20 protein-coding genes, 1 pseudogene and 1 riboswitch are annotated in these 21281 nt (G+C 36.7%); of the genes and pseudogenes, 12 read left to right on the top strand and 9 right to left on the bottom strand.

Going from position 1 to position 21281, the window contains the following annotated elements:
• A partial coding sequence (locus KFD70_RS20695) for an IS200/IS605 family accessory protein TnpB-related protein (protein ID WP_431613310.1) occupies nucleotides 1-1379 on the top strand: 1379 nt, incomplete at its 5' end.
• Between the two features lie 293 nt (nucleotides 1380-1672).
• Here the strand turns inward: KFD70_RS20695 and KFD70_RS20690 are convergent.
• The gene (locus KFD70_RS20690) at nucleotides 1673-2434 is read right to left on the bottom strand and encodes a class I SAM-dependent methyltransferase (RefSeq protein ID WP_336451397.1); all 762 of its coding nucleotides are present in this window, start codon (nucleotides 2432-2434) and stop codon (nucleotides 1673-1675) included.
• A 581-nt stretch (nucleotides 2435-3015) separates the two neighbouring features.
• On the opposite strand from KFD70_RS20690, the gene KFD70_RS20685 reads away from it, so the two are divergent.
• Entirely contained in the window at nucleotides 3016-3792 is a 777-nt protein-coding gene (locus tag KFD70_RS20685; protein ID WP_336451396.1) for a TerC family protein, read from the top strand.
• 46 nt (nucleotides 3793-3838) lie between these two features.
• Here the strand turns inward: KFD70_RS20685 and KFD70_RS20680 are convergent, their stop codons facing one another.
• From KFD70_RS20680 to KFD70_RS20660, 5 genes are all read right to left on the bottom strand, one after another.
• Complete coding sequence (locus KFD70_RS20680; RefSeq protein ID WP_336451395.1) at nucleotides 3839-4138, bottom strand: Fe-S cluster assembly protein HesB; 300 nt, start codon at nucleotides 4136-4138, stop codon at nucleotides 3839-3841.
• A gap of 97 nt (nucleotides 4139-4235) precedes the next feature.
• Entirely contained in the window at nucleotides 4236-4745 is a 510-nt protein-coding gene (locus KFD70_RS20675; protein WP_336451394.1) for a GNAT family N-acetyltransferase, read from the bottom strand.
• Nucleotides 4742-5347 carry a GNAT family N-acetyltransferase gene (locus tag KFD70_RS20670; RefSeq protein WP_336451393.1) on the bottom strand — a complete coding sequence of 202 codons (606 nt, stop codon included), beginning with the start codon at nucleotides 5345-5347 and terminating at the stop codon, nucleotides 4742-4744. Before KFD70_RS20670 ends, KFD70_RS20675 begins: the two co-directional genes overlap by 4 nt.
• A gap of 103 nt (nucleotides 5348-5450) precedes the next feature.
• Complete coding sequence (locus KFD70_RS20665) at nucleotides 5451-6914, bottom strand: amino acid permease (RefSeq protein ID WP_336451392.1); 1464 nt, start codon at nucleotides 6912-6914, stop codon at nucleotides 5451-5453.
• A gap of 113 nt (nucleotides 6915-7027) precedes the next feature.
• A riboswitch (Lysine riboswitch) is annotated at nucleotides 7028-7220 on the bottom strand.
• Nucleotides 7221-7630: 410 nt separating this feature from the next.
• Complete coding sequence (locus KFD70_RS20660) at nucleotides 7631-8530, bottom strand: sulfite exporter TauE/SafE family protein (RefSeq protein ID WP_336451391.1); 900 nt, start codon at nucleotides 8528-8530, stop codon at nucleotides 7631-7633.
• A gap of 209 nt (nucleotides 8531-8739) precedes the next feature.
• On the opposite strand from KFD70_RS20660, the gene KFD70_RS20655 reads away from it, so the two are divergent.
• From KFD70_RS20655 to KFD70_RS20620, 8 genes and pseudogenes are all read left to right on the top strand, one after another.
• Nucleotides 8740-9543 carry a VOC family protein gene (locus tag KFD70_RS20655; RefSeq protein ID WP_336451390.1) on the top strand — a complete coding sequence of 268 codons (804 nt, stop codon included), beginning with the start codon at nucleotides 8740-8742 and terminating at the stop codon, nucleotides 9541-9543.
• Between the two features lie 14 nt (nucleotides 9544-9557).
• Complete coding sequence (locus tag KFD70_RS20650) at nucleotides 9558-10499, top strand: aminoglycoside phosphotransferase family protein (RefSeq protein WP_336451389.1); 942 nt, start codon at nucleotides 9558-9560, stop codon at nucleotides 10497-10499.
• A gap of 14 nt (nucleotides 10500-10513) precedes the next feature.
• Complete coding sequence (locus KFD70_RS20645; protein ID WP_336451388.1) at nucleotides 10514-11254, top strand: metallophosphoesterase family protein; 741 nt, start codon at nucleotides 10514-10516, stop codon at nucleotides 11252-11254.
• 149 nt (nucleotides 11255-11403) lie between these two features.
• Nucleotides 11404-11601: a hypothetical protein gene (locus tag KFD70_RS20640; protein WP_336451387.1), complete on the top strand. Its 198-nt coding sequence runs from the start codon at nucleotides 11404-11406 to the stop codon at nucleotides 11599-11601.
• 688 nt (nucleotides 11602-12289) lie between these two features.
• Nucleotides 12290-12772, top strand: coding sequence for a DUF2975 domain-containing protein (locus tag KFD70_RS20635; RefSeq protein WP_098125440.1), 483 nt, complete (start codon nucleotides 12290-12292; stop codon nucleotides 12770-12772).
• A gap of 11 nt (nucleotides 12773-12783) precedes the next feature.
• Complete coding sequence (locus tag KFD70_RS20630) at nucleotides 12784-12999, top strand: helix-turn-helix domain-containing protein (RefSeq protein ID WP_336451386.1); 216 nt, start codon at nucleotides 12784-12786, stop codon at nucleotides 12997-12999.
• Between the two features lie 48 nt (nucleotides 13000-13047).
• The gene (locus KFD70_RS20625) at nucleotides 13048-14295 is read left to right on the top strand and encodes a DUF4153 domain-containing protein (protein ID WP_336451385.1); all 1248 of its coding nucleotides are present in this window, start codon (nucleotides 13048-13050) and stop codon (nucleotides 14293-14295) included.
• Between the two features lie 302 nt (nucleotides 14296-14597).
• A pseudogene (locus KFD70_RS20620) lies at nucleotides 14598-16266 on the top strand (IS200/IS605 family accessory protein TnpB-related protein).
• Between the two features lie 285 nt (nucleotides 16267-16551).
• Here KFD70_RS20620 and pdxR read toward each other — a convergent pair.
• A complete protein-coding gene (gene pdxR / locus KFD70_RS20615; protein WP_336451384.1) occupies nucleotides 16552-18015 on the bottom strand; it encodes a MocR-like pyridoxine biosynthesis transcription factor PdxR in 1464 nt (487 codons plus the stop codon).
• A gap of 128 nt (nucleotides 18016-18143) precedes the next feature.
• On the opposite strand from pdxR, the gene KFD70_RS20610 reads away from it, so the two are divergent.
• The gene (locus tag KFD70_RS20610; RefSeq protein WP_336451383.1) at nucleotides 18144-19055 is read left to right on the top strand and encodes a DMT family transporter; all 912 of its coding nucleotides are present in this window, start codon (nucleotides 18144-18146) and stop codon (nucleotides 19053-19055) included.
• Nucleotides 19056-19091: 36 nt separating this feature from the next.
• Here the strand turns inward: KFD70_RS20610 and KFD70_RS20605 are convergent, their stop codons facing one another.
• Entirely contained in the window at nucleotides 19092-19538 is a 447-nt protein-coding gene (locus KFD70_RS20605) for an NUDIX hydrolase (protein ID WP_336451382.1), read from the bottom strand.
• A gap of 129 nt (nucleotides 19539-19667) precedes the next feature.
• On the opposite strand from KFD70_RS20605, the gene KFD70_RS20600 reads away from it, so the two are divergent.
• The gene (locus KFD70_RS20600; RefSeq protein ID WP_336451381.1) at nucleotides 19668-20069 is read left to right on the top strand and encodes a DUF3980 domain-containing protein; all 402 of its coding nucleotides are present in this window, start codon (nucleotides 19668-19670) and stop codon (nucleotides 20067-20069) included.
• A gap of 184 nt (nucleotides 20070-20253) precedes the next feature.
• Here the strand turns inward: KFD70_RS20600 and KFD70_RS20595 are convergent, their stop codons facing one another.
• A complete protein-coding gene (locus KFD70_RS20595) occupies nucleotides 20254-21237 on the bottom strand; it encodes an ornithine cyclodeaminase family protein (protein ID WP_336451380.1) in 984 nt (327 codons plus the stop codon).
• Between the last annotated feature and the right edge of the window lie 44 nt (nucleotides 21238-21281).

Genomic DNA, 21281 nt, shown 5'->3' with positions numbered 1-21281 from the left:
AGAAGCTTAAGAAGCTCAAGAAAAAGTTGAAACAAGAACGGACAAAACTAACAAATCTTCGCAAAATCAAACAAAGTTGTGTGAAAGGGACGCTGACGTTTCTGAAAAACACCCGCTTCGCAAAGCACAACAACCTCATCTCTTTATCCCGTAAAAAAGACACCTTAATTTGGCTAAATGAATATCTGTTTGAACACCAATACTTAGATGTTCAAATCAAAAGAATTCAGGCGAAAATCGGTCATCTCACTCACAGACAATCCCGTTTAACGCAAAAACTTTCATCTGATCAAACGCATATTCCAAGCGCAGTATTTGGAAGTAAAAAACTGTTTCGCTCGCAATTTACCATCCGCGAGTTTGTACGGAACCATGACAAATGGAAAACATTATTTTCTCGTGCTCGAAATAAACAACTGATCCTATCTGGCCGGAAAGATGCCAAACATGGCAATTTTGTATTTCAGTATGTGCTGGAGACAAAAGAATTGTGGATGACGACAAGTTCCGGAAAAACACTTATGTTTCCAGCTGTTATGTTCCCATATGGGCAAGAAATGATTGAAGAAGTAATCACAACTCAATTACAGTGTAAGAATAAGAAAAAGGATGGCAAACCGATTGCGTGGTCTGTGGAAGACTATGGTTCCTATTATATTGTGAAATGTGTAGTCGATGTACCAGAAAATCCACACACGAATTACAGTACATCAGATGGTGTGATCGGTGTAGATTGTAATCTTGAGCATTTTGCTTGGGCACATGTAACGAAGGATGGGAATTATAAAGGAAGTGGTTCCCTTCGTTTTTCTATTATGGGTAAATCTACAGGACAAATCACAAAAATCATCGAAGTGGAAGCCATTCGCTTAGTCGACTTAGCGGAGCGGTATAATAAAACGATTGTCATCGAGAAGTTAGATACAACCCAATCGAAAACAGGAGATCGATACGGAAATAAACAAGCAAATCGAATGAAGAGTATGTTCGCGTATGAGAAGATGACAAGTGCAATTCTGAATCGTGCTGATAAAAGAGGTGTGGCTGTCTTTCAAGTGAATCCCGCTTACACTTCAATCTCTGGAAAGATGAAATACATGCGGAAATTCGGCATCTCTATTCATCAATCCGCTGCTTTTACGATTGGGCGTCGTGGATTAGGATATAAAGAAAAAGTGCCTCGGGTGCTTCAGCCTTATATTCCAAAGAAAGACGCACATCACTGGAGTCATTGGCATCAATTAAACAATCAATTGGATATTCGCATACATCATTTCTATCAGCTATACGATGTAGATCAACCGACAGAAGCTTTACAAATCGAACAGTTACACTTGTTTGAAAATGAAAAGAAAAAACTAGAGAAATTGTTTGCATAAAGAAACAGAGCACTTTGTCCCAGATTTTTACGCTTATTACCAGAGCAGATAATAGGTCTAGGAACTGGATGCATGACAAAGTGTTCTGGCCTCGATATAAGAAAAAGTAGTTGTACCTATTTTGTTTGCCTTTTGTCGGAAGATAGAATGGGTCGTCTTACTACATATAGACACTACCGAACTCTATATCGTTGTATCCTCTTTGTTGAACGAGAGGAACTGTTTTTGTGAGGACAGAGACAGGGGAATCCCCAACCTCAAGCTCTTGTAGAGGTAGGTGGGGGTAGTTCAATTTATATATTTTGAGTGTTAATCATAAAGCGATGTTGTTTCGCATCAAAATACCCTTTTTGCAAGATAATCTGATGTATCTTATATAATTCATTTATATATGTTTCAGTTTTGAAATCAGGTACTTGCCATGAGATTACTTGTAAATAATAGACGAGAGCGCCGATATCATAAAACCTTTGAACAGGAAACTCTTCTTTATATGTTAAAACTTTAAAACCATGTTGCTTAATCTCACTTAGAGCAGTTTCTAAATTCCAATTTGTAAATTCAGAATTAAGCGGTACCCCTAGCGCTTCATTGATTTCAGCGCAATCCAGTCCACCTACTTGCTGAGTAAGAAAGATGCCATTTGGAGAGAGGATTCTCTTTACTTCGGAAGGTGAGTAAGATTCATGTTGATTTAAAATGAAATCGAACTGACCATTTTCAAATGGTAATGCGTTATCATCTGTTACTTCTACAACTTCTATACCTAAAGGTTCTAACTGCTTTTTGGAGATAGGAATATTAGGAGCATAGCCTTCCGTCGCGTAAATAGTAGCAGGAAAAGGGCGTAACAAGGATAAAAATTCTCCCCCGCCTGTTCCCATATCAAGCATAGAAGTAGCATGTTGCATAAGCGAGAAAGCCATGCTTCCGTAAGACCACGAAAGTAATTGACTTTTCATACGCCCCGTTTCCGTAATAAAGGAAAAATCCCATCCACTAAAACTCGCATTTGCATTTTCTAAAAGTGCTAAAAATAATTTGTCATTTTTCATATTAGATCCTCCTGTTTATTATATGAGTAGTGAATAAACAGTGGGGGAGGACCTCTAATTACAATATACGGTTGTTACGTTTCGTGTTCTAGTATATTCATAAGGAATCACTCCTGGAAAAGTCTGTTGTTTTATCTTCTAGGTTTGTAAGTAGGATACCTGCTAACAGTAATAAATAAAATAGGTGTAGCTGTAGTATTTATTGTACGAACCTGAAACGAGAAAATTGATATCTCTAGATGATGATATGCAAACTTTTTGTTTTGGGGGCACTTCAACCTACACCGAAAACAAATTATTAAAACTGTAAAAACGTTTCTAGCCAAAATAATCTTTAGCGCAAAGGTGTCATAGTTTTTATTTCAAATCATGTTTCATAATAATAAAGTTGTTTAAAAATGTCATTCATGTTAGTTAGCGGTACTTTTTTGTTTTGGTTGAAATTACAATAAATAGAAGACGAAGAAGTAACTGTCAAAATATTTTAGCCATAAGTTTTAGGATTTCATTTGGCTTAATGGGAAATTCTATTGTTAGCAAAGCTTTTACCTAATTTTTAGTTTTAGAAAGGAGAGAAGTGGATGGAGTCATTATGGCTAGAGTATGCTTGGGCACTATTAATTCTAATCGGATTAGAAGGATTGTTATCGGCTGACAATGCCCTTGTACTAGCAGTGATAGCCAAGCATTTACCCGAAGATCAGAAAAAAAGAGCTATAAATTACGGAATCATTATGGCCTTCGCTTTCCGATTTGCTGCCCTTTTTGCTATTTCATTTATTGCAAATGTCTGGCAGATACAGGCAATAGGAGCAGCTTATCTTCTTTACCTAGGATTAAAGCATGTCATTCAGGCACGATTCGGAAAAGAGAATAAGAATATTCATAAGGACGATGAAAAGGAATCGGCAGGTAAAGGGTACTGGTTCACAGTAGGAAAGATTGCATTAGCTGACCTTGCTTTTGCAATTGATTCGATACTAGCTGCGGTTGCTCTTGCCCTGGGTCTTCCAGATTCACCGCTAGACGATTTCGGTGGTATGGATGGAGGACAGTTCATTGTTGTTCTTCTTGGAGGTATTGCCGGACTTATCTTAATTAAATTTGCAGCAACCTGGTTTGTACAACTTCTTGAAAAACGTCCAGCATTGGAAACAACAGCATATGCAATTGTTGCCTGGGTCGGTGTCAAACTTGCTGTAATTACACTTGCCCATGAGGATATTGGTGTCTTAGACCATGATTTTCCACACAGTACAGCTTGGACTTTGATCTTCTATGGCGTATTAGTCGGTATTGCCCTAATTGGTTGGTTTGCGCCGGGAAATAAGTCAGTTCAGAAAAGTTCTACAAAGTAAAAATGAAGAATTCCCCATGCTTCGGTTAAGAAACAGGGGGGACTCTTCATTTTTTTATCGATAAACCATACACAAGTGTTTCACTAGGAGTCGTAATACTAAAACCAGTCGTTTTATAATCAAGTTTTAATGTATCGCCAACATAGTCTTTTGCAAACTCATCCATTTGAATAATCAGTTGTTCCTCTTCATAAACAACTTCATTTGAGTTATATTCATCAAAAATTAAATCAACATCAACAAATATACTGCAAGAATTCGTCATCGTACCTCTAATACGTATAATAGTTTTATCGTTTGATTTATGTAATATTGCTTTTGCCTCATCTGTTACGCGAATGTTCATGGAATCCCAACTTTCGTTTATAGTTCTTATTCTATTATTGCAAAAACATGAGGAATAGGGAAGTAAAGGGATTCGTTGAATGATACACGCATAGAGATTATGGTTTGGAAAGTAAAGATCGAACTGTAAATGTTTGTGTGAAGCATAATTCGTTATCAATTATTTTCTCAACTTCTTGATACATGATTTCATTCTTTTGATAAAATTTTTTCCAGAAGTTTACCGCTTTTGTGTTATTTTTTAGTTGCATGACATAATAAGTTCCGTTGTACTGTTTCAATAGTTCTAAAATCGCTTGATTTGCTATCTTTTTACCGCGATATGCTTTTAATAGAAAAAAGTCGTTAATACAATAATTGGTTTCAGGTGTGGTGAATGGTGAACGTGCAAACAGAAGAAAACCAATATATTTTTCTTCATATTTAATCAAGTAGGGAACAAGCTCTTCTCGAGTACAAATAAGTTCAAAAGCATCAAATTCAAAAAATCCCTTTTCATTCGGATGAAGGGTAGGAGAGAATTCGGATAAATCATGTAAGTATAACGAATAAAAATTTCTTAATATCTCTCTTTGCGCTGTAGAAACAGCTTCAAGGGTAATGTTCATTTTAATACCGCCTTTTGTAAAAATAACTCCTTTGTAATCTGAAAGTACAGCATACCTTCATATTCTTGAAGTGTTTTCTCCAAGTTTTGTACAGTTTCTTTGAATTCAAATCCAAGTCTATTTAATACATGAATAGATTTTTTATTTTCTGGAAAGACGGAGGCCATAATTGTCTCGATTTCAATAGTTGAAAAAGCATATTGTAAAAGAGCGGACGTTGCTTCGGTGGCAAAACCTTTTCCCCATGTATCACGCGAAAGTGCGTAATATAGTTCAGTTGAAGTTGGTTCGAAATCAGATGGACCTAATCCACAATAGCCGATTAATTTTTGAGAAGTCTTTTCTATAATAGAAAGATTAAATTTACCAATATGGTTTACAGTATTTCTTTGATTCATATCTATGCTCCAGTAAATAATATCTTCAATTTCTTTAAGAGAATAAATAGGTTCTGGAATATAGAGATTTACTTCAGGTTGTTTTTGTAATTCGTATAAGGCTGATGCATCACAGATCCTATAAGGTCGTATATGTAGTCTTTCTGTTTCAATTCGAGCATTTACAAACATGTATGTCACACCTTCTTTATGTTGATTTTTCACATGTAATACACCATTCGACAGAAAATGAGTATATCCTTTCAATATGAAAATTCATTCCAGCAAAAAAAGGTGAGCAAACATAGCGTTTGCTCACCTTTCTCACTTATAGTTCACATTTATCAAGAGGTATTACTTTTGTTTTCTTTGTAAATTTATATCCTAACCACAATACAAGGAAGAGTGGTAATCCGATATAAGAAACGAGTACACCGTTCCAATCGATTGATTCCCCCATAAATGCACCGTAGTTTTGTCCTAAGATAACAATGATACAAAGTGCAAATGCGAAAATTGGACCAAATGGGAACCATTTTGCTTTATAAGGAAGGTCATTTAAATCTTTTCCTTGTGCAATATATGCTTTTCGGAAACGATAGTGACTAATAGCAATTCCGACCCATGCGATAAAGCCAGACATTCCAGAAGCGTTTAATAGCCAAACATATACAACGCCGTCGCCGTATAAAGAAGCTAAGAAAGCAGCACATCCAACTAGAGATGTTGCAATTAAAGCGTTAACGGGTACACCACGACTATTTAGTTTACCTAAAAATTTTGGTGCTTTTCCTTGACGCGCTAAGTCCCAAAGCATACGAGTGCAAGCATACATACCAGAGTTACCAGCCGATAAAACAGCTGTTAAAATAACAGCGTTCATAACAGAAGCTGCAAATGCTACACCTGCTTTTTCAAATACAAGTGTAAATGGACTTACTGTTACATCACTTGCTGCAAGACTTTCAGTTGTATAAGGAATCAATAAACTGATAACAAGAATGGCAAAGATGTAGAATAGTAGAATACGCCAAAAGATAGAACGAATTGCTTTTGGAATACTACGTTCTGGATCAGCCGTTTCACCAGCAGCTACACCTAATAATTCAGTTCCTTGGAATGAGAAACCAGCAGCCATAAATACACCGATGATTGCCATGATACCGCCGTTAAATGGTGCATCCGCAACAGTAAAGTTTTTAAATCCAACAGGTTCGCCGCCCATAATGCCGAAAATCATCATAAATCCAACAATTAAAAAGATAATAACAGTTGCTACTTTAATAAGAGCGAACCAATACTCTGCTTCACCAAACCCTTTAACAGATAAATAATTAAAAAGAAATATAATAGCTAAACAAAGACCACTCCAAATTAAAGAAGGGGTATTTGGAAACCAAAATTTCATAATTAATGTAACTGCTGCTAGTTCAGCTGCAACAGTAATTGCCCAGTTATACCAATAATTCCAGCCGAGTGCAAAGCCAAGTGATGGATCGACAAATTTTGTTGCGTATGTGCTAAATGAGCCCGTGACAGGCATATACGCTGCTAATTCAGCTAAGCTTGTCATTAAAAAGTAAACCATAATTCCGATTGCCGCATAGGCTAAGAGAGCTCCGCCAGGTCCTGCTGTGTGAATGACACCACCACTAGCAAGAAAGAGTCCGGTACCAATTGTACCGCCGAGAGAAATCATTGTAAGGTGGCGAGATTTTAACCCACGCCTTAGTTCGCCTTTTCCTTGTGTAGATTGAGTTTTAGAGGTAGCTTGATTCGCCATGCTATTCATGTTCAACACTCCTTTTCTTATAAGATTAGGAAGGAACGGGGAAGAAAAATACAAAAAACCGCCAAAGGAATTTGGCGGAACGTTTCACAAATAACCACCCCATCATACCCTTCCGTTAAGATAGCACCCCACGTTTACACGGTATTTTGTAAACGTGACAGTTCTGTTCCTATTCGGAGACAGCCCCAGCCTATATTTCCAGAGAAGAAATACAAACTTCGGCAGCATTTCCTTTAAAGCGGAGTCATTGACATTCTCTGTGTCTCATCCGTTTTACTAATAAATGCCGCAACCTCTACCTCATCGGATTGATGAGGATTTGTTCATTGCTATGATTTTTAATATATGGCAATTGTAATTAGTTTCTGAAAATATTGCAAGGAATTTTTGTAGGAAATTATCAAAAATAATCGGTTATTGTATGGGAAACGTTTTCAAAATTCCACCCGAACCTACTGAAATATGTAAAAAATGATAAAAAAATTGTTATACAAATGTTTCGCAAAAAGATAGGGAAAATCCTCTAAAATTAAAAGAAAATTCAGAAAAGTAAATTCGACATTGTTTATGTAAACATAGTTATGAATGAATGCATGAAGTTTGTAAGTGGAAAAGAGAGGTACGACAATTGTAAATGAATAAATTTGAAGTGAGGAATTAAAAAGGTAAGCAAACACATCATTTGCTTACCTCCATACTCCACAACTCGTTCTGATTTAAGGCAAAACACGTTTTTGACCAGTCGTATATCCAACATTTTGTTTTGCAGATACGGAATGATTCCGAACTGAAATGAAAAGTGCAATAATAACGATAAGACCAACTGCAACATAGGAAAGGTTAATAATTGTTGGATCTACTTTAAATGATGTAAGCAGCGTCCGGATATTTGTAAAAATAATGAGCCCGCCAACGAGTACACCAAGTAAATGGGAAGGAACAATTCGTACTAACCATGCAGCAATTGGAGCTGCCAAAATGCCACCTAACATAAGAGCAAATACCCAAACCCAGCTCACTTGTTCCCATCCTAATGAAATGAAAAATCCAATTGTTGCGGCTAATGATACCGGAAATTCACTTGTATCAACAGAACCGATTACTTTGCGTGCTTCATTTCCTCGTGCCAGTAGTACTGGTGTAGTGATAGGACCCCAGCCACCGCCGCCAGTTGAATCAACAAACCCAGCGAATAATCCAAGTGGGATAAGTTGTTTACCAGACATACGTTTATTTGATTTCACAATTTGTTTTTGAATAATAAATCGCAATAAAATGTAGACGCCTAACGTAAATAAAAAGAGTGAAATGTACGGTTTAATTAAATCGCCTGGTAAGTTACTTAAAAAACATGCACCGACAAAAGCGCCAATTGCACCAGGCAATGTTAGTCTGGAAACAGTATATTTATCAACGTTTCCAAATCGAATATGAGATACACCAGAAGCTGCAGTTGTAACAACTTCCGCTAAATGTACGGAAGCGGAAGCGACAGCAGGTGCGATTCCAAACATTAATAATAATGAGGAAGATGTTACCCCATACGCCATCCCAAGTGCTCCGTCAATCAGTTGAGCAAAAAAACCAATAATAGCAAAGACAATTAATTTCTGCATGTATAATCCCCCTGTAATAATAAATAAAAAGGCTCTTTTCTCGAGTGAGAAAAGAGCCTTTGGTTTTTCCAATCAGCTTAACATTTAGTTTTTATTATTATAATGCATATTAATCTGATAAAGCAACTGGGTTTTTAAAGTTTTTTAAATTGATTGAAATGACAGAACAGTTATATAATAAAAAGATGTAGATAAAGGGAGGGAAAATCATGTTAGCATTTGATCATCTCGTTCATGCTGTTGGGTGCACACCAAAAGAAGCAGAAGGGAAAATGAAGGAACTTGGATTTCATACCGTGCAAGGCGGGGAACATACGAACTGGGGAACGTGGAATAGTTTATGTTATTTTGATTTATCTTATATTGAATTTTTAGCGGTGCAACATGAAGATAAAGCGAAGAAAGCGGATAATCCACTTGTTCAAGAGACTGTTGAGAAATTGCAACATGGAGAAGGAATGCTCCAAATTGCCCTTCGTACAAATCATATTGAAGAATTAGCTGTAAAGCTTATGGAAAAAGGGTTGCAAGTGAAAGGACCATTCGAAGGAAAGCGAATGAGAAACGACGGACATCTTATAGAATGGAAAATGTTATTTGTAAAGCAGGAAGAGAGTAGACCGAAATTACCTTTCTTTATACAGTGGGAAGAAGTTGATGAGGACAGAAGGAGAGACTTACAAGAAGTAGGTGTCATTGCCCCGCATCGCAATGGTGTAAAAGAAATTCAGACCATATACTATGCTGTGAAAAGTGTACGTGAAACAGTAGAAAGATGGAAAGAGATCCTTGAGGTACAAGTGACTTCACCAGAAAAACATAAAGAATGGAATGCACTTTGTCAAAGCATCGTACTAAAAAATGTAAACATCCAATTTTGTGAACCGATCGATGAAGGATTTGTGCGAGAACAGTTAGTACAACATGGGGAGTGTCCTTTTGCTGTTGAATTACAAGGAGCAAATAAGCAGAAGAGTAAAAAGCAAGTGCTAGACAGTTCATACGTATATTAATCGGGGGAATCAATGTGCAAGAAGTATTAAGGGAATTAGAAAAACAATTAAATTGGCCTCGCGCAGTAAAATGTACCGTTATTTCAAAAGGATTTTCATTAGATCAAAAGTATAAAATTGAATTAGCAAATCAGGAACGCTATTTTATTAAAGTGTGTGATAGTTTGACTCGTGAACGTAAGCTTGAAGAATATGAATATATGAGCCACTTTGAATCATTAGGGATACCAATGCCAAAACTACTTTATTTCGTAAATCTGGATAAATTAAACCAATGTGTACAAGTATTTGAATGGATTGATGGAGAAGATGGGGAAGACATACTTGGGAAATTAACTGAGAAAGAGCAATACTTAGCTGGAAAACGGGCAGGGGAAGTATTAAAGACAATTCATTCAGTGAAGAGAAAGAATATAGAAGAATCTTGGGAAGTGTTTCGGTGGAGTAAGTACGAGAGATACTTGCAAGCATTAGAAGAATATGAGACTGATTTTATTGATTTAAAATCGGTGTTAACTTTTGTAGAAAATCATAAACATTTACTGCGAGGCCGGCCTATCGTATTTTTACATGACGATTTTCACCCAGCGAATCTTATGTTTTATCGTAATGAGTTTCGTGCTGTTATTGATTTTGCAAGATTTGATTTTGGAGATCCGATTCATGATTTTTACAAAATGCCTTTGTTTACAAATGATATAAGTGTACCGTTTGCGGTTGGACAAGTTCACGGGTATTGTGGTGGTGAAGCATCGCTTCATTTTTGGAAATTGTATGCACTGTATGCAGCGATGATTTTCCCAGCAGATATTGTGTGGGCAAATCGAATCACACCTAATTTACTAGATGGAATGAAAATGAGGCTAAGAAGGACTTTAGAAGAACATGATAGTTTTACATCCTATATTCCAAGTTGGTATAAATCTTTTAATAAAGATATAATAAATATAGAATAATTGGAGGTGTTTATATGGATAAAATAGCGGTTATTTCAGATATTCATGGTAATATCCCTGCGTTAGAGGCGGTTCTTGAAGATATAAAATTAAGAGGAATAGAACGAATTTTTTGCTTAGGCGATTTAGTAGGGAAAGGGCCGCAGTCTAGTGATGTAATTGATATAGTGCAGAAAGAATGCGAGCATGTTGTGATGGGAAACTGGGATGATTTTATCACAAAACCAACTGAATTTGAGACAATAAAGTGGCATCAAAGGCAGCTTTCAGAAGAACATGAGGATTATTTAAGAGGGTTACCTTTTTCAATTGAGTTTATCATGAGCGGGAAATTCATTCGAATGTTTCATGCTTCACCTCGAAGTCTATACGAAAGAATTCAACCGTATGCATCAAGAGAAGAGCGCGTAAGCATGTTTGAAAATAGTGATCTGACAGAAAATATCGAAGGTGAAAGAAAACCAGATGTTGTTTGTTATGGAGATGTTCATCAAGCATATGTTCAAAATTTTAGAGGGAAAACATTATGTAATGCGGGAAGTGTAGGGAATCCGCTTGAAATTACACAAGCTTCTTATTTAATTTTTGAAGGAATGTATAATCAAAAAGAGGCAGCGAGTTTTTCTATTCAACTTGTTCGCGTACCGTATGACATTGAAAGGGCGATTCAGCTGGCAAAAGACGTCAGCATGCCAGAGCTTGATGAATACGCACAAGAATTGACGACTGCTATGTATCGTGGATTAAAAAAGTAGATGGGTGTTTGAAGGGAAAGGAAGCCTCCTAAAAATGTACAATTAAACACTATATTGAATTGTAAAAATCACCATATATTTCTATATTTGTTTTGTGTATAATTATTATATACATAGAATTTTTCGAAAAAAGAATAGGAGGCGATTGTATGAATAAAAAGTTTAGAATCTTAATGAAAATTACACCTCCTCTAAGTATATTCTTCATTTTAATTGGTGTAGTATTTGGCGTATTAGGAGTATTGGATCAAAATATAAAAACAATAACTGGATCACTATTTATTATTGCACAAGCCGTAATTGCAATCATATATACGAAGTCTTTTAAGAAAATATGGGGTCAGTAAGTTTGAAGGAAGCAGGTGCAAGAAATTTTTCTTGCACCTGTTTTATGTTCATTTTATCCCGCTATTCGCGGGTAGTAAGACCTCCACCTCAAAATTCAGCGAAGGCAATGTCCAATTCCGACGTCCTGCGATTCTGAGCGAGCTATTTTCACTTTTCTAATGAAGGTAGGTGGGGGATCAACTGCCCGTAAAAGCCTGATTGATGAAGGGTGATTAAAGTTTCACTTGTGGATTTGAAATAAAGTTACGAAGTTTATAAGAAAGACGCGATGTTTATAAAAAAATTGCGATGTTTTGCACCATTGGATCTGTTTATCTAAAGGGATGTTTTTATAGTGAAAAGAAGATCTGCACTGAAAGGTGAAGTAAGGAACTGTTGAGTAGCAATAAAGTTACTCTACTAAGGGGCCAGATCGTTGAACAGCACCTGTATTGAAAATTGGATATTTGTGTTTGAAATACAAAAGAGATTGTGAAGGTTTGCGCTTAAACTAAAGGGCAGGTTAGCTGTACAAGTTATAAATTTAATGGTTTAAAGTTATAGAGCGTTTCTTTGAATGAGGAATGCTTTTTATTTTTGCTTAAAAAACATACAATAAAAATATTGTTTAAATTAATAAAAATTTATTGTAAAACGATAAATTGTATATTAAAATCAAAATCAGAATAAATAAGTGAGGTGCTTTTTATGGAAAAAGTAACAACGTTGTTTTTAAAAATAGCTGTTATTCTTTTAGGAGTCCCAGTTCTTGCTCTGTGCATCTTTTTGGTGCCTGAGATGGCGAATCTTGCAGCAAAATTGCTTCCACAGTTTGCTTTTATAAAATATCTCGTTTTTATCGCTTTTGATGCATCGGCTATACCTTTTTACTTTGCTTTGTATCAGGCTTTCAAACTCTTATGCTATATTGACAAAAATAAAGCTTTCTCCGATTTATCTGTAAAAGCTTTAAAGAAAATCAAATACTGTGCCATCACAATCAGTATTTTGCATGTGCTAGTTTGGCCGCTCTTCTATATCTTTGCGGAAGTCGACGACGCACCAGGAGTTATCTTTGTCGGATTGGTTGTTCCTTTCGCTTCGATGGTTATCGCAGTCTTTGCGGCTGTTCTCCAAAAACTTTTACAAGATGCAATTAATATCAAATCAGAAAATGATTTAACGGTCTGAGGTGAATAACAATGGCAATTATAATTAATATTGATGTGATGTTAGCAAAAAGGAAAATGAGCGTAACAGAACTTTCGGAGCAGGTTGGAATAACAATGGCAAACCTTTCTATATTGAAAAATGGAAAGGCAAAAGCGATTCGATTATCCACTTTAGAGGCAATTTGTAAGGCTTTAGAATGTCAGCCTAGAGATATTTTAGAATACAAAAGTGACGAAGACAGTTAAACATTGTGGAGGAAGCTTAATATAACAATTATTAGGAGAGGTATAACGATGGACATTAACAATTTGATTATTGAAAATATTACTAACCCTCATGAGTTGGAGAGAATGTATAGAAAAGACCCGAAAGCTTTTAAAAAGTCATTCTCACACGCATGGGAACAAAATCCTGATTCTCAGGTTCTTGGTGTTTGGTATGAAAGATTGCATTTCAATGAGACGGCAAATACAGAAAAAACGTCCTTGCTTCAAAAAGGTTTCTTATTCATGGGCATTTTAGCCATTCTGGCCGGGATAAGCACCAGGATCATTTTCCATTTTGTCGAACAGGAAGCAATTGCTCCAATTAACCTAGCTTTTGGTATAATTCCCTTTATTGCTGCCTATTTTGTTTACAATAATACTCCGAAAAAAAGTGTTATTTATTCCCTTGTAGCGTTGTTCTTAATTTCTGGGTTTTATCTTAATATGCTACCATTAAATTATAAAGACAGTATTATCCTTGCTTATTTACACCTTCCTATATTCTTATGGGTATTGGTAGGGCTTGCATTTACAGGAAATGAATATTCAAAAGGCAGTACAAGACTAGCCTATATTAAATTTAATTTGGAATATTGTATTCTCTACGCCAGCATGGCAGTTAGCGGAATGGTACTAGCAGCATTAACCATGCAGTTATTTAGCTTTGTTGACTTGGATATAGAAGACTTCTATTTTAGTAATGTCGTTTTATTCGGTGCTGCCGCTCTCGCTATTGTGGCTACATACCTGGTATCAATGAATCTTAAACTTGCTAAGAATATTACACCATATATAGCTAAAATTTTTAGTCCTCTTGTCCTGGTCACATTGTTGATCTATCTTATAACGGTTATATGGGTCGGGAAAAATCCATTCTTGGACCGCAATTTCCTGATAGCCTTCAACGGAATACTCCTTGGTGTATTGGCCGTTACCATATTTTCCATTATTGAGAGCGACTCAGACGAGAAAAAGAACATTTCAGATTATATAAATTTCACCTTAATTGTTCTTGCGCTTATCATTGACAGTGTGGCTTTGTCGGCCATCGTGTTCAGACTTTCTTCTTATGGGATTACGCCTAATAGACTTGCTGTTTTAGGAGTAAACATACTTATCTGGGCAAATCTAATTTGGATTATGCTCTCCTATATACGTTTTTTACAAAACAAATCCGGACCTTCAACTATCCAAGATGCCGTTACTAAGTATTTGCCAGTCTATGGACTTTGGGCAGCTTTCGTTACATTTACTTTTCCTATAATTTTTAATTAGAAAGGCTCTGTTAATGTAACGAAAAGTTAATCTTCTATAACGTATAAAATCCTTAAAGCCGATATTATGCAGCTTTTTATACAGAGTTGCATAATATCGGCTTATTTCCCATATAATATGGGTTTGTGGAGATTTTTTGGTTAAAATTTATCGATTTAACCGGGAAGACTCCCTCCTCTAAACGAAGTGAAGGTGGGGGATGAATCGTTTTTTTCTTTTTAAAGAAAACGTCTCTTTTTTTGTGGAACAAGGGTTCGGTTTGGTGTATAATGATCTTATCAAATAAAAAGAGGTGAGAACAGGTGAAGAAAGCGTATTTTTCGAAACGAATCTACAAGATAGATCTATCGTATGAAATGGTAGGTGTATTGACAGAGACAATCGAAACATTTAATCAGGCAAAACGCTTTGCGTTTCAAACGATTGTTCGTGAAAAACGTTGGAACCGTAAGTTGTATCCAGACAGTCTTCATCTTGTTCTCAAGCGGAAATATCAATTGAATGATTATTATGCAAACAGTGCGGCGCAAGAAGCAAAGGCGTTGTTTACAGGTTTAATGGCGTTACAAAAACTATATGAGAAGCAAACGCAAGAGAAGCTTAAGAAGCTCAAGAAAAAGTTGAAACAAGAACGGACAAAACTAACAAATCTTCGCAAAATCAAACAAAGTTGTGTGAAAGGAACGCTGACGTTTCCGAAAAATACCCGCTTTGCGAAGCACAACAACCTCATCTCCTTATCCCGTAAAAAAGACACCTTAATTTGGCTAAATGAATATTTGTTTGAACACCAATACTTAGATGTGCAAATCAAAAGAATTCAGGCGAAAATTGGTCATCTCACCCACAGACAATCTCGTTTAACCCAAAAACTTTCATCTGATCAAACGCATATTCCAAGCGCAGTATTTGGAAGTAAAAAACTGTTTCGCTCGCAATTTACCATCCGCGAGTTTGTACGTAACCATGACAAATGGAAAACATTATTTTCTCGTGCTCGAAATAAACAACTGATCCTATCTGGCCGGAAAGATTCTAAACATGGCAATTTTGTATTTCAGTATGTGCCTGAGACAAAAGAATTGTGGATGACGACAAGTTCTGGGAAAACACTTATGTTTCCAGCTGTTACGTTCCCATATGGACAAGAAGCCATTGAAGAAGTAATCACAACCCAATTACAGTGTAAGAATAAGAAAAAGTATGGCAAACCGATCGCATGGTCTGTGGAAGACTATGGTTCCTATTATATTGTGAAGTGTTTAGTCGATGTACCGGAAAATCCACACACGAATTATAGCATATCAGATGGTGTCATCGGTGTAGATTGTAATCTTGAGCATGTTGCTTGGGCAAATGTAACGAAGGATGGAAATTATAAAGGAAGTGGTTCCCTTCGTTTTTCTATTATGGGGAAATCTACAGGACAAATCACAAAAATCATCGAAGTGGAAGCGATTCGCTTAGTGGACTTAGCGGAGCGATATAACAAGCCGGTTGTCATCGAGAAGTTAGATACAACCCAAACGAAAACAGGGGACTGCTATGGAAGTAAGCGAGCAAATCGAATGAAGAGTATGTTCGCGTATGCGAAGATGACAAACGCAATTTTGAATCGTGCAGATAAAAGGGGCGTGGCTGTCTTTCAAGTGAATCCCGCTTACACTTCAATTTCAGGAAAGATGAAATTGAAGTGTAAGCGGGATTTCTATTCATCAATCCGCGGCCTTTACAATTGGTCGCCGGGGATTAGGATATAAAGAAAAAGTACCTCGGGTGCTTCAGCCTTATATTCCAAAGAAAGACGCACATCACTGGAGTCATTGGCATCAATTAAACAATCAATTGGATATTCGCATACATCATTTCTATCAGCTATACGATGTAGATCAACCGACAGAAGCTTTACAAATCGAACAGTTACACTTGTTTGAAAATGAAAAGAAAAAACTAGAGAAATTGTTTGCATAAAGAAACAGAGCACTTTGTCCCAGATTTTTACGCTTATTACCAGAGCAGATAACAAGTCTAGGAACTGGATGCATGACAAAGTGTTCTAGCCTCGATATAAGAAAAAGTAGTTGTACCTATTTTGTTTGCCTTTCGTCGGAAGATAAAATAGGTCGTCTTACATACAGACACTACCGAACTCTATATCGTTGTATCCTCTTTGTTGAACGAGAGGAACTGTTTTTGTGAGGACAGAGACAGGGGAATCCCCCACCTCAAGCTCTTGTAGAGGTAGGTGGGGGTAGTTCAATTCAACTCAACATCACTTGATTGTAGACAAGCTGTTATAGCTGCATGCAAACGAGAAATCCCATCATCTATTTGATTCATATCTACTTTCCCATACGATAACCGAATGTAACCATCTTTTGCCCCGAAAATACTGCCAGGCATGAAGGCTACTTGCTGTTTTAGACTTTGCATAATAAGCTGTTTTTCATTAATAGGTTCCTTTAATTTTCCCCATATGTAAATCCCGCCATTCGGGTTTAAAAAAGAAATTTTATCTTGAAGATAGTAGTTTAAGGAATCGATAAGTATATCTCTTTTTTGTACGAGCTGTCCCCGTAATTGCTTCATATGCGTATCAAAAGGAACAGTCTCAAAAAATTGCTGCATGAGCCACTGAGGAAAAATACTCATTCCTAATTCCATTTGATGCCGTGCATCTGATAATCTTTCCACTACTGACTGCGGAGCGACAAGCCAACCAATCCGAAGACCTGGAGCAATCATTTTCGATAATGAATGAACATAAATGACAGTTCCGTTCTCATCAATCGACTTCAAAGTAGGGCAAGGTTGTTTATTTTCCAATGTTAATAAGCTGGAAGGATCATCTTCTACGATCGGAATACGTAAGTCTGCGCAGAGAGAGAGCAGCTTCTTTCTCCGGTTCGGATGAAGCATCGTACCGGTTGGGTTTTGGAAATTCGGATTTAAAAAAATCATTTTAATCCGGTGCTTTCGGTATAGTTCATGTACATCTTCCGGGTTAATTCCATTCTCATCAACAGGCAACGGAAAAATTCGAATACCTGCTGACTGGAAGAGGGGTAAAGAGTAACAATGTGACGGACTTTCAAACGCAACTGCATCACCTGGATTTAATAAGCATTGAACGATAAGATGAAGTGCTTGTTGTGCCCCAGAAGTAATCATAATCGACTGTTCGGTCGCCTCAATTTTTAGGTAATCTTTCATATATTTCGCTGCGGCTTGTCTTAATGGAAGATAGCCTTGCGGATGATCATAGCTAAGTGATTGTGTTAAAGGTTGTTTATGTAAAATTTCTTGCAACTGCTCATGGGGGAACAAGTTACAACCAAGTTCTCCATTTGCGAAATCAATTATATTTTCATTTTGCTGGACTTGCTCTCGAATATGACGAAGTAGTGGTAAATTCGGTAAAAAAGTTCCACCATCTACGAAACCTCTCCAGTTGGGCGTGAATGTTGGTGAAACACCCCACATATGTGTGCTGACACGTGTGCCTCTTCCAGTTGTACTTTCCACAATTCCCATAGCGCGTAGTTCATTATAAGCAGTTGTTACAGTGCTACGGTTCACATTTAGCTGGATTGCTAGTTTTCGTTCTGACGGCAAGAAACTACCAGGAGGAAGCTCTCCGTACATAATTCGTCTTTCGATATAGTCGACAACTTGTTGGTATATTGGGATTTTACTTTCTGTATCTAACTGCCATTCCATATAAAACGACTCCTTCAAGTTTTAGCTGTTTTCATTATAGCAAATTGGCTGGGTGAAAAAACAGCCAATTGGACGGTGCAGTATCCAGCCAATTTTACTATGCTAAAGTAGTGGAAGGGGAGATTCGGATGAAACGATGGCAAATGGAATGGCTCCTAATATCAGTTGCTTTAATATGGGGAGCAAATTACACAATTGGAAAATATGGCGTGGCGTATATGTCATCCATTCAATTTAATAGCTTACGATTTTTAGTGGCATCTCCGGTATTATTATTGATTACATTTATTTTAGAACGATCGTTACGTATTGAAAGAAAAGATTGGCTTAGATTAGTAGCCGTTGGAATTGTTGGAACAACGTTATATCAAACGTTATTTATGTTATCTGTAAAATATACATCAGCAACAAATGCGTCTTTGTTAATCGCAATGTCACCAATTTTCACAGGGATTTTAGCAGTATTACACAAACAAGAGCGCTTTTCGATGAAAATTCAGATCGGCTCTTTATTATCGTTTAGCGGAGCAGCGCTTGTATTATTGACAGGGCATACGAATCAATCTACATATGAGTATGCTTGGTTAGGAAATGGAATTGGATTAGTCGCTGCCATTGCGTGGGGCTGGTATCCAATACTTGCACAGCCGCTTATCACAAAATATTCAGCGATGCGCATAACATCTTGGTCTACATTAATTGGCATTGTGCCACTTGTTATATATTGTTTATTTAATATAAACGCATTAACATGGCCAGCAGATATGCTAAGCTGGGGATCATTAGGTTATTCCATTGTTTTTGCGACAGTCTTTGGGCTGGCAATGTGGTACGTCGGCATCAGCAAAATTGGTTCTACAAAAGTAATGGTCTATATGTATCTCGTACCACTATTTGCAGTTATTGTCGCTGCAGTAACAATTGGGGAAAGAATGAATATGATGCAATTAGTCGGCGGGTTCGTTATCTTTATCGGTTTATATGTTGTGAAAAAAGGAGCGGTAAAAAAGCCGGCTCTCAATTTGAAAAAAGTGAGTTAATGTTAAGATGAGCTCTTTCTTAGGAAGGAGCTCATCTTATTTTTGTAATGCTAAAACTTGCTTCACAGCCCATTGTTGATGTTCGTGTATCAGTAGATGTTGTGCTTCGGAAGGGGAGAGCCAATGTAACATATGATCTTGCTCCATTCTATCAGTCTGTTCATCTATCTGCTTGCAAAGATAGAAATAACCGTCATTTAAATAATATATATCTTCTTTTTCAGCATAAAAATATCGTTCAGCATTGCCGATATATTGCTTAATCTCTATCCGCCAGCCTAGTTCCTCTAATAGTTCACGGTGCAAGCACGTTTCCTGTGTTTCGTCATTTTCCATACCGCCCCCTGGCAAGAAATACTTTGTTCCTTTTTTAATAATTGCTATTTCCGTATAATGCTCATTAAAGATAACAACATAGCAACTGGGACGCAATATATAGTGTTGGTTCTCCTTTTTATAACCAAAGGAGGGCTTTAGACTCATATAAAAATTTCTCCTTTCACAATATATAATTTCGAATATGATTGTAAAAAAATTCAAATTGAAAAGGGGGTATAGTCAAAAAAGCGAATATAGTAAGTATAAATGGCATACATAGGGGAGGTAACAATTATGATTAATCGAAAGTGTTCGCGCTGTAAAGAGATAACTGGCACAATGCATGGGGGAAAAGCAATTCAAGATGAATTTTTATGTGAAGATTGCTTGCAAAAAGGGGTAGAGAATGGGGGATTTGAAATGCCACAAGAAAAACCTTCCTATCTTTCTATAAAAATATTAAAAGTGATGAGCGTTATTTATTTAGTCGTTTCAATTTTAGCTTCTGTATATACCGCTTCTCTTATAAATGGACCTAGTCATGAATTTCAAACATCTATATCTGTCGAAGGATCTGGGGCAGTGGGCTTTATTGTACTAGGTTCCATATTTCAATCCATTTTAATTTTTTGCGCGATTTGGGTATTTATTGTGTTAGTAGAAACGGTGATTAAAATTTATGAGAAAATGAAGTGAGGGAATAAATTTCCCACCGAAAAACAATGAATGTGTAAGAGGTGTTATTTGGGAGTGTCTTATATTAATAGGAGGACACAAATCATGAATAACGCAAACAAACCATGACCGGTTATAGCGGAGTTAGAGATATAACAGTGTATGAGAAAACCGCCAATTATTGGCGGTTTTTATTCGTTTTATTTCATTCCCATTCGACCGGTAACTTTTCTGTATATTTTTGATAGATCGAACCAGCCACTACTGTATCTAAAAAGGCAACCCCAACAGATTTAAATAAAGTAATTTCATCAGGATTTGCTCGCCCTTGTTTATGACCTAAAATAATATCCCCAAGCTCACTATATATATTTGAAAAATCCCATTTGTTTTGCTCACTCGCAATTAGGAAATCTCCAGCTTCATGCTGCACACCTTCTAGTGTATCTACAATAATTTTCTCGCTGCGCTGTAGTGTAATGAAATCAAGTTCTTGCATATGAGGTTGATACGAACCAATTCCATTAATATGAGTACCAGGTTTAAGGTGTGTACCATCAAATACAGGAGTAGTGGAAGTGGTACTGCAAATGATGATATCAGCCATTGCAACCGCATCGTCAGCTGATTCCATAATTTCAATGGATCCACTCCAATTTGGATATAAGGAGCGTAATTGGTTTTTAAATTCAAATGCTTTTTGTATTGTACGATTGACGAGAAGAATGCGTGTTAGGAAACGAACTTCCATTACAGCTTGTATTTGTCCGAGTGCTTGAGCGCCGCAGCCAATGACAGCGCAAACACTAGCATCTTGCCGAGCGAAATGTTCTGTCGCAATACCGCTCATTGCTCCTGTTCGAAGCGTCGTTAAATAAGATGCTTCAATTGTTGCAACATGATCACCGGTGTTTGTTTCTGTTAAAACGATTAAGCTCTGTAGTGCTTTTTTTCCTTTTTGCGTATTTTGAGGGAAGATACTAACGATTTTCGTAGATGCAAATTCGATTGGAGCTACATAAGAGGGCATATAAAGGGAATTTGCCTCTTCTTGAGAGTGCTGGATATTCAGCCTTACAGGTGTTGTAATCTCATTATTCATATAATACTGGAATGCTTTTTCTACGTCTTGCAAGCAATCTTTCATTTTATAAATGTCTTTTACCATTTCTTCTGTAATATGAATCATGTAGATCATCCTCCTTTTTAATAGAAAAGGGGGAGATGGGAATC

The sequence above is a fragment of the Bacillus pfraonensis genome (assembly GCF_050768835.1).
GTDB lineage: Bacteria > Bacillota > Bacilli > Bacillales > Bacillaceae_G > Bacillus_A > Bacillus_A pfraonensis.
The sequence above is the reverse complement of the archived record's forward strand: the minus strand, read 5'-3'. Positions and strand labels throughout refer to the sequence as shown.

Excerpts from the sequence above, each read along its gene's own strand:
- KFD70_RS20605 (WP_336451382.1), bottom strand. The coding sequence starts at position 19,538 with ATGAGTCTAAAGCCCTCCTTTGGTTATAAAAAGGAGAACCAACACTAT.
- KFD70_RS20600 (WP_336451381.1), top strand. The coding sequence starts at position 19,668 with ATGATTAATCGAAAGTGTTCGCGCTGTAAAGAGATAACTGGCACAATG.
- KFD70_RS20640 (WP_336451387.1), top strand. The coding sequence starts at position 11,404 with ATGAATAAAAAGTTTAGAATCTTAATGAAAATTACACCTCCTCTAAGT.
- KFD70_RS20665 (WP_336451392.1), bottom strand. The coding sequence starts at position 6,914 with ATGAATAGCATGGCGAATCAAGCTACCTCTAAAACTCAATCTACACAA.
- KFD70_RS20680 (WP_336451395.1), bottom strand. The coding sequence starts at position 4,138 with ATGAACATTCGCGTAACAGATGAGGCAAAAGCAATATTACATAAATCA.
- KFD70_RS20630 (WP_336451386.1), top strand. The coding sequence starts at position 12,784 with ATGGCAATTATAATTAATATTGATGTGATGTTAGCAAAAAGGAAAATG.
- KFD70_RS20625 (WP_336451385.1), top strand. The coding sequence starts at position 13,048 with ATGGACATTAACAATTTGATTATTGAAAATATTACTAACCCTCATGAG.
- pdxR (WP_336451384.1), bottom strand. The coding sequence starts at position 18,015 with ATGGAATGGCAGTTAGATACAGAAAGTAAAATCCCAATATACCAACAA.
- KFD70_RS20635 (WP_098125440.1), top strand. The coding sequence starts at position 12,290 with ATGGAAAAAGTAACAACGTTGTTTTTAAAAATAGCTGTTATTCTTTTA.
- KFD70_RS20610 (WP_336451383.1), top strand. The coding sequence starts at position 18,144 with ATGAAACGATGGCAAATGGAATGGCTCCTAATATCAGTTGCTTTAATA.
- KFD70_RS20595 (WP_336451380.1), bottom strand. The coding sequence starts at position 21,237 with ATGATTCATATTACAGAAGAAATGGTAAAAGACATTTATAAAATGAAA.
- KFD70_RS20690 (WP_336451397.1), bottom strand. The coding sequence starts at position 2,434 with ATGAAAAATGACAAATTATTTTTAGCACTTTTAGAAAATGCAAATGCG.
- KFD70_RS20660 (WP_336451391.1), bottom strand. The coding sequence starts at position 8,530 with ATGCAGAAATTAATTGTCTTTGCTATTATTGGTTTTTTTGCTCAACTG.
- KFD70_RS20655 (WP_336451390.1), top strand. The coding sequence starts at position 8,740 with ATGTTAGCATTTGATCATCTCGTTCATGCTGTTGGGTGCACACCAAAA.
- KFD70_RS20645 (WP_336451388.1), top strand. The coding sequence starts at position 10,514 with ATGGATAAAATAGCGGTTATTTCAGATATTCATGGTAATATCCCTGCG.
- KFD70_RS20685 (WP_336451396.1), top strand. The coding sequence starts at position 3,016 with ATGGAGTCATTATGGCTAGAGTATGCTTGGGCACTATTAATTCTAATC.
- KFD70_RS20675 (WP_336451394.1), bottom strand. The coding sequence starts at position 4,745 with ATGAACATTACCCTTGAAGCTGTTTCTACAGCGCAAAGAGAGATATTA.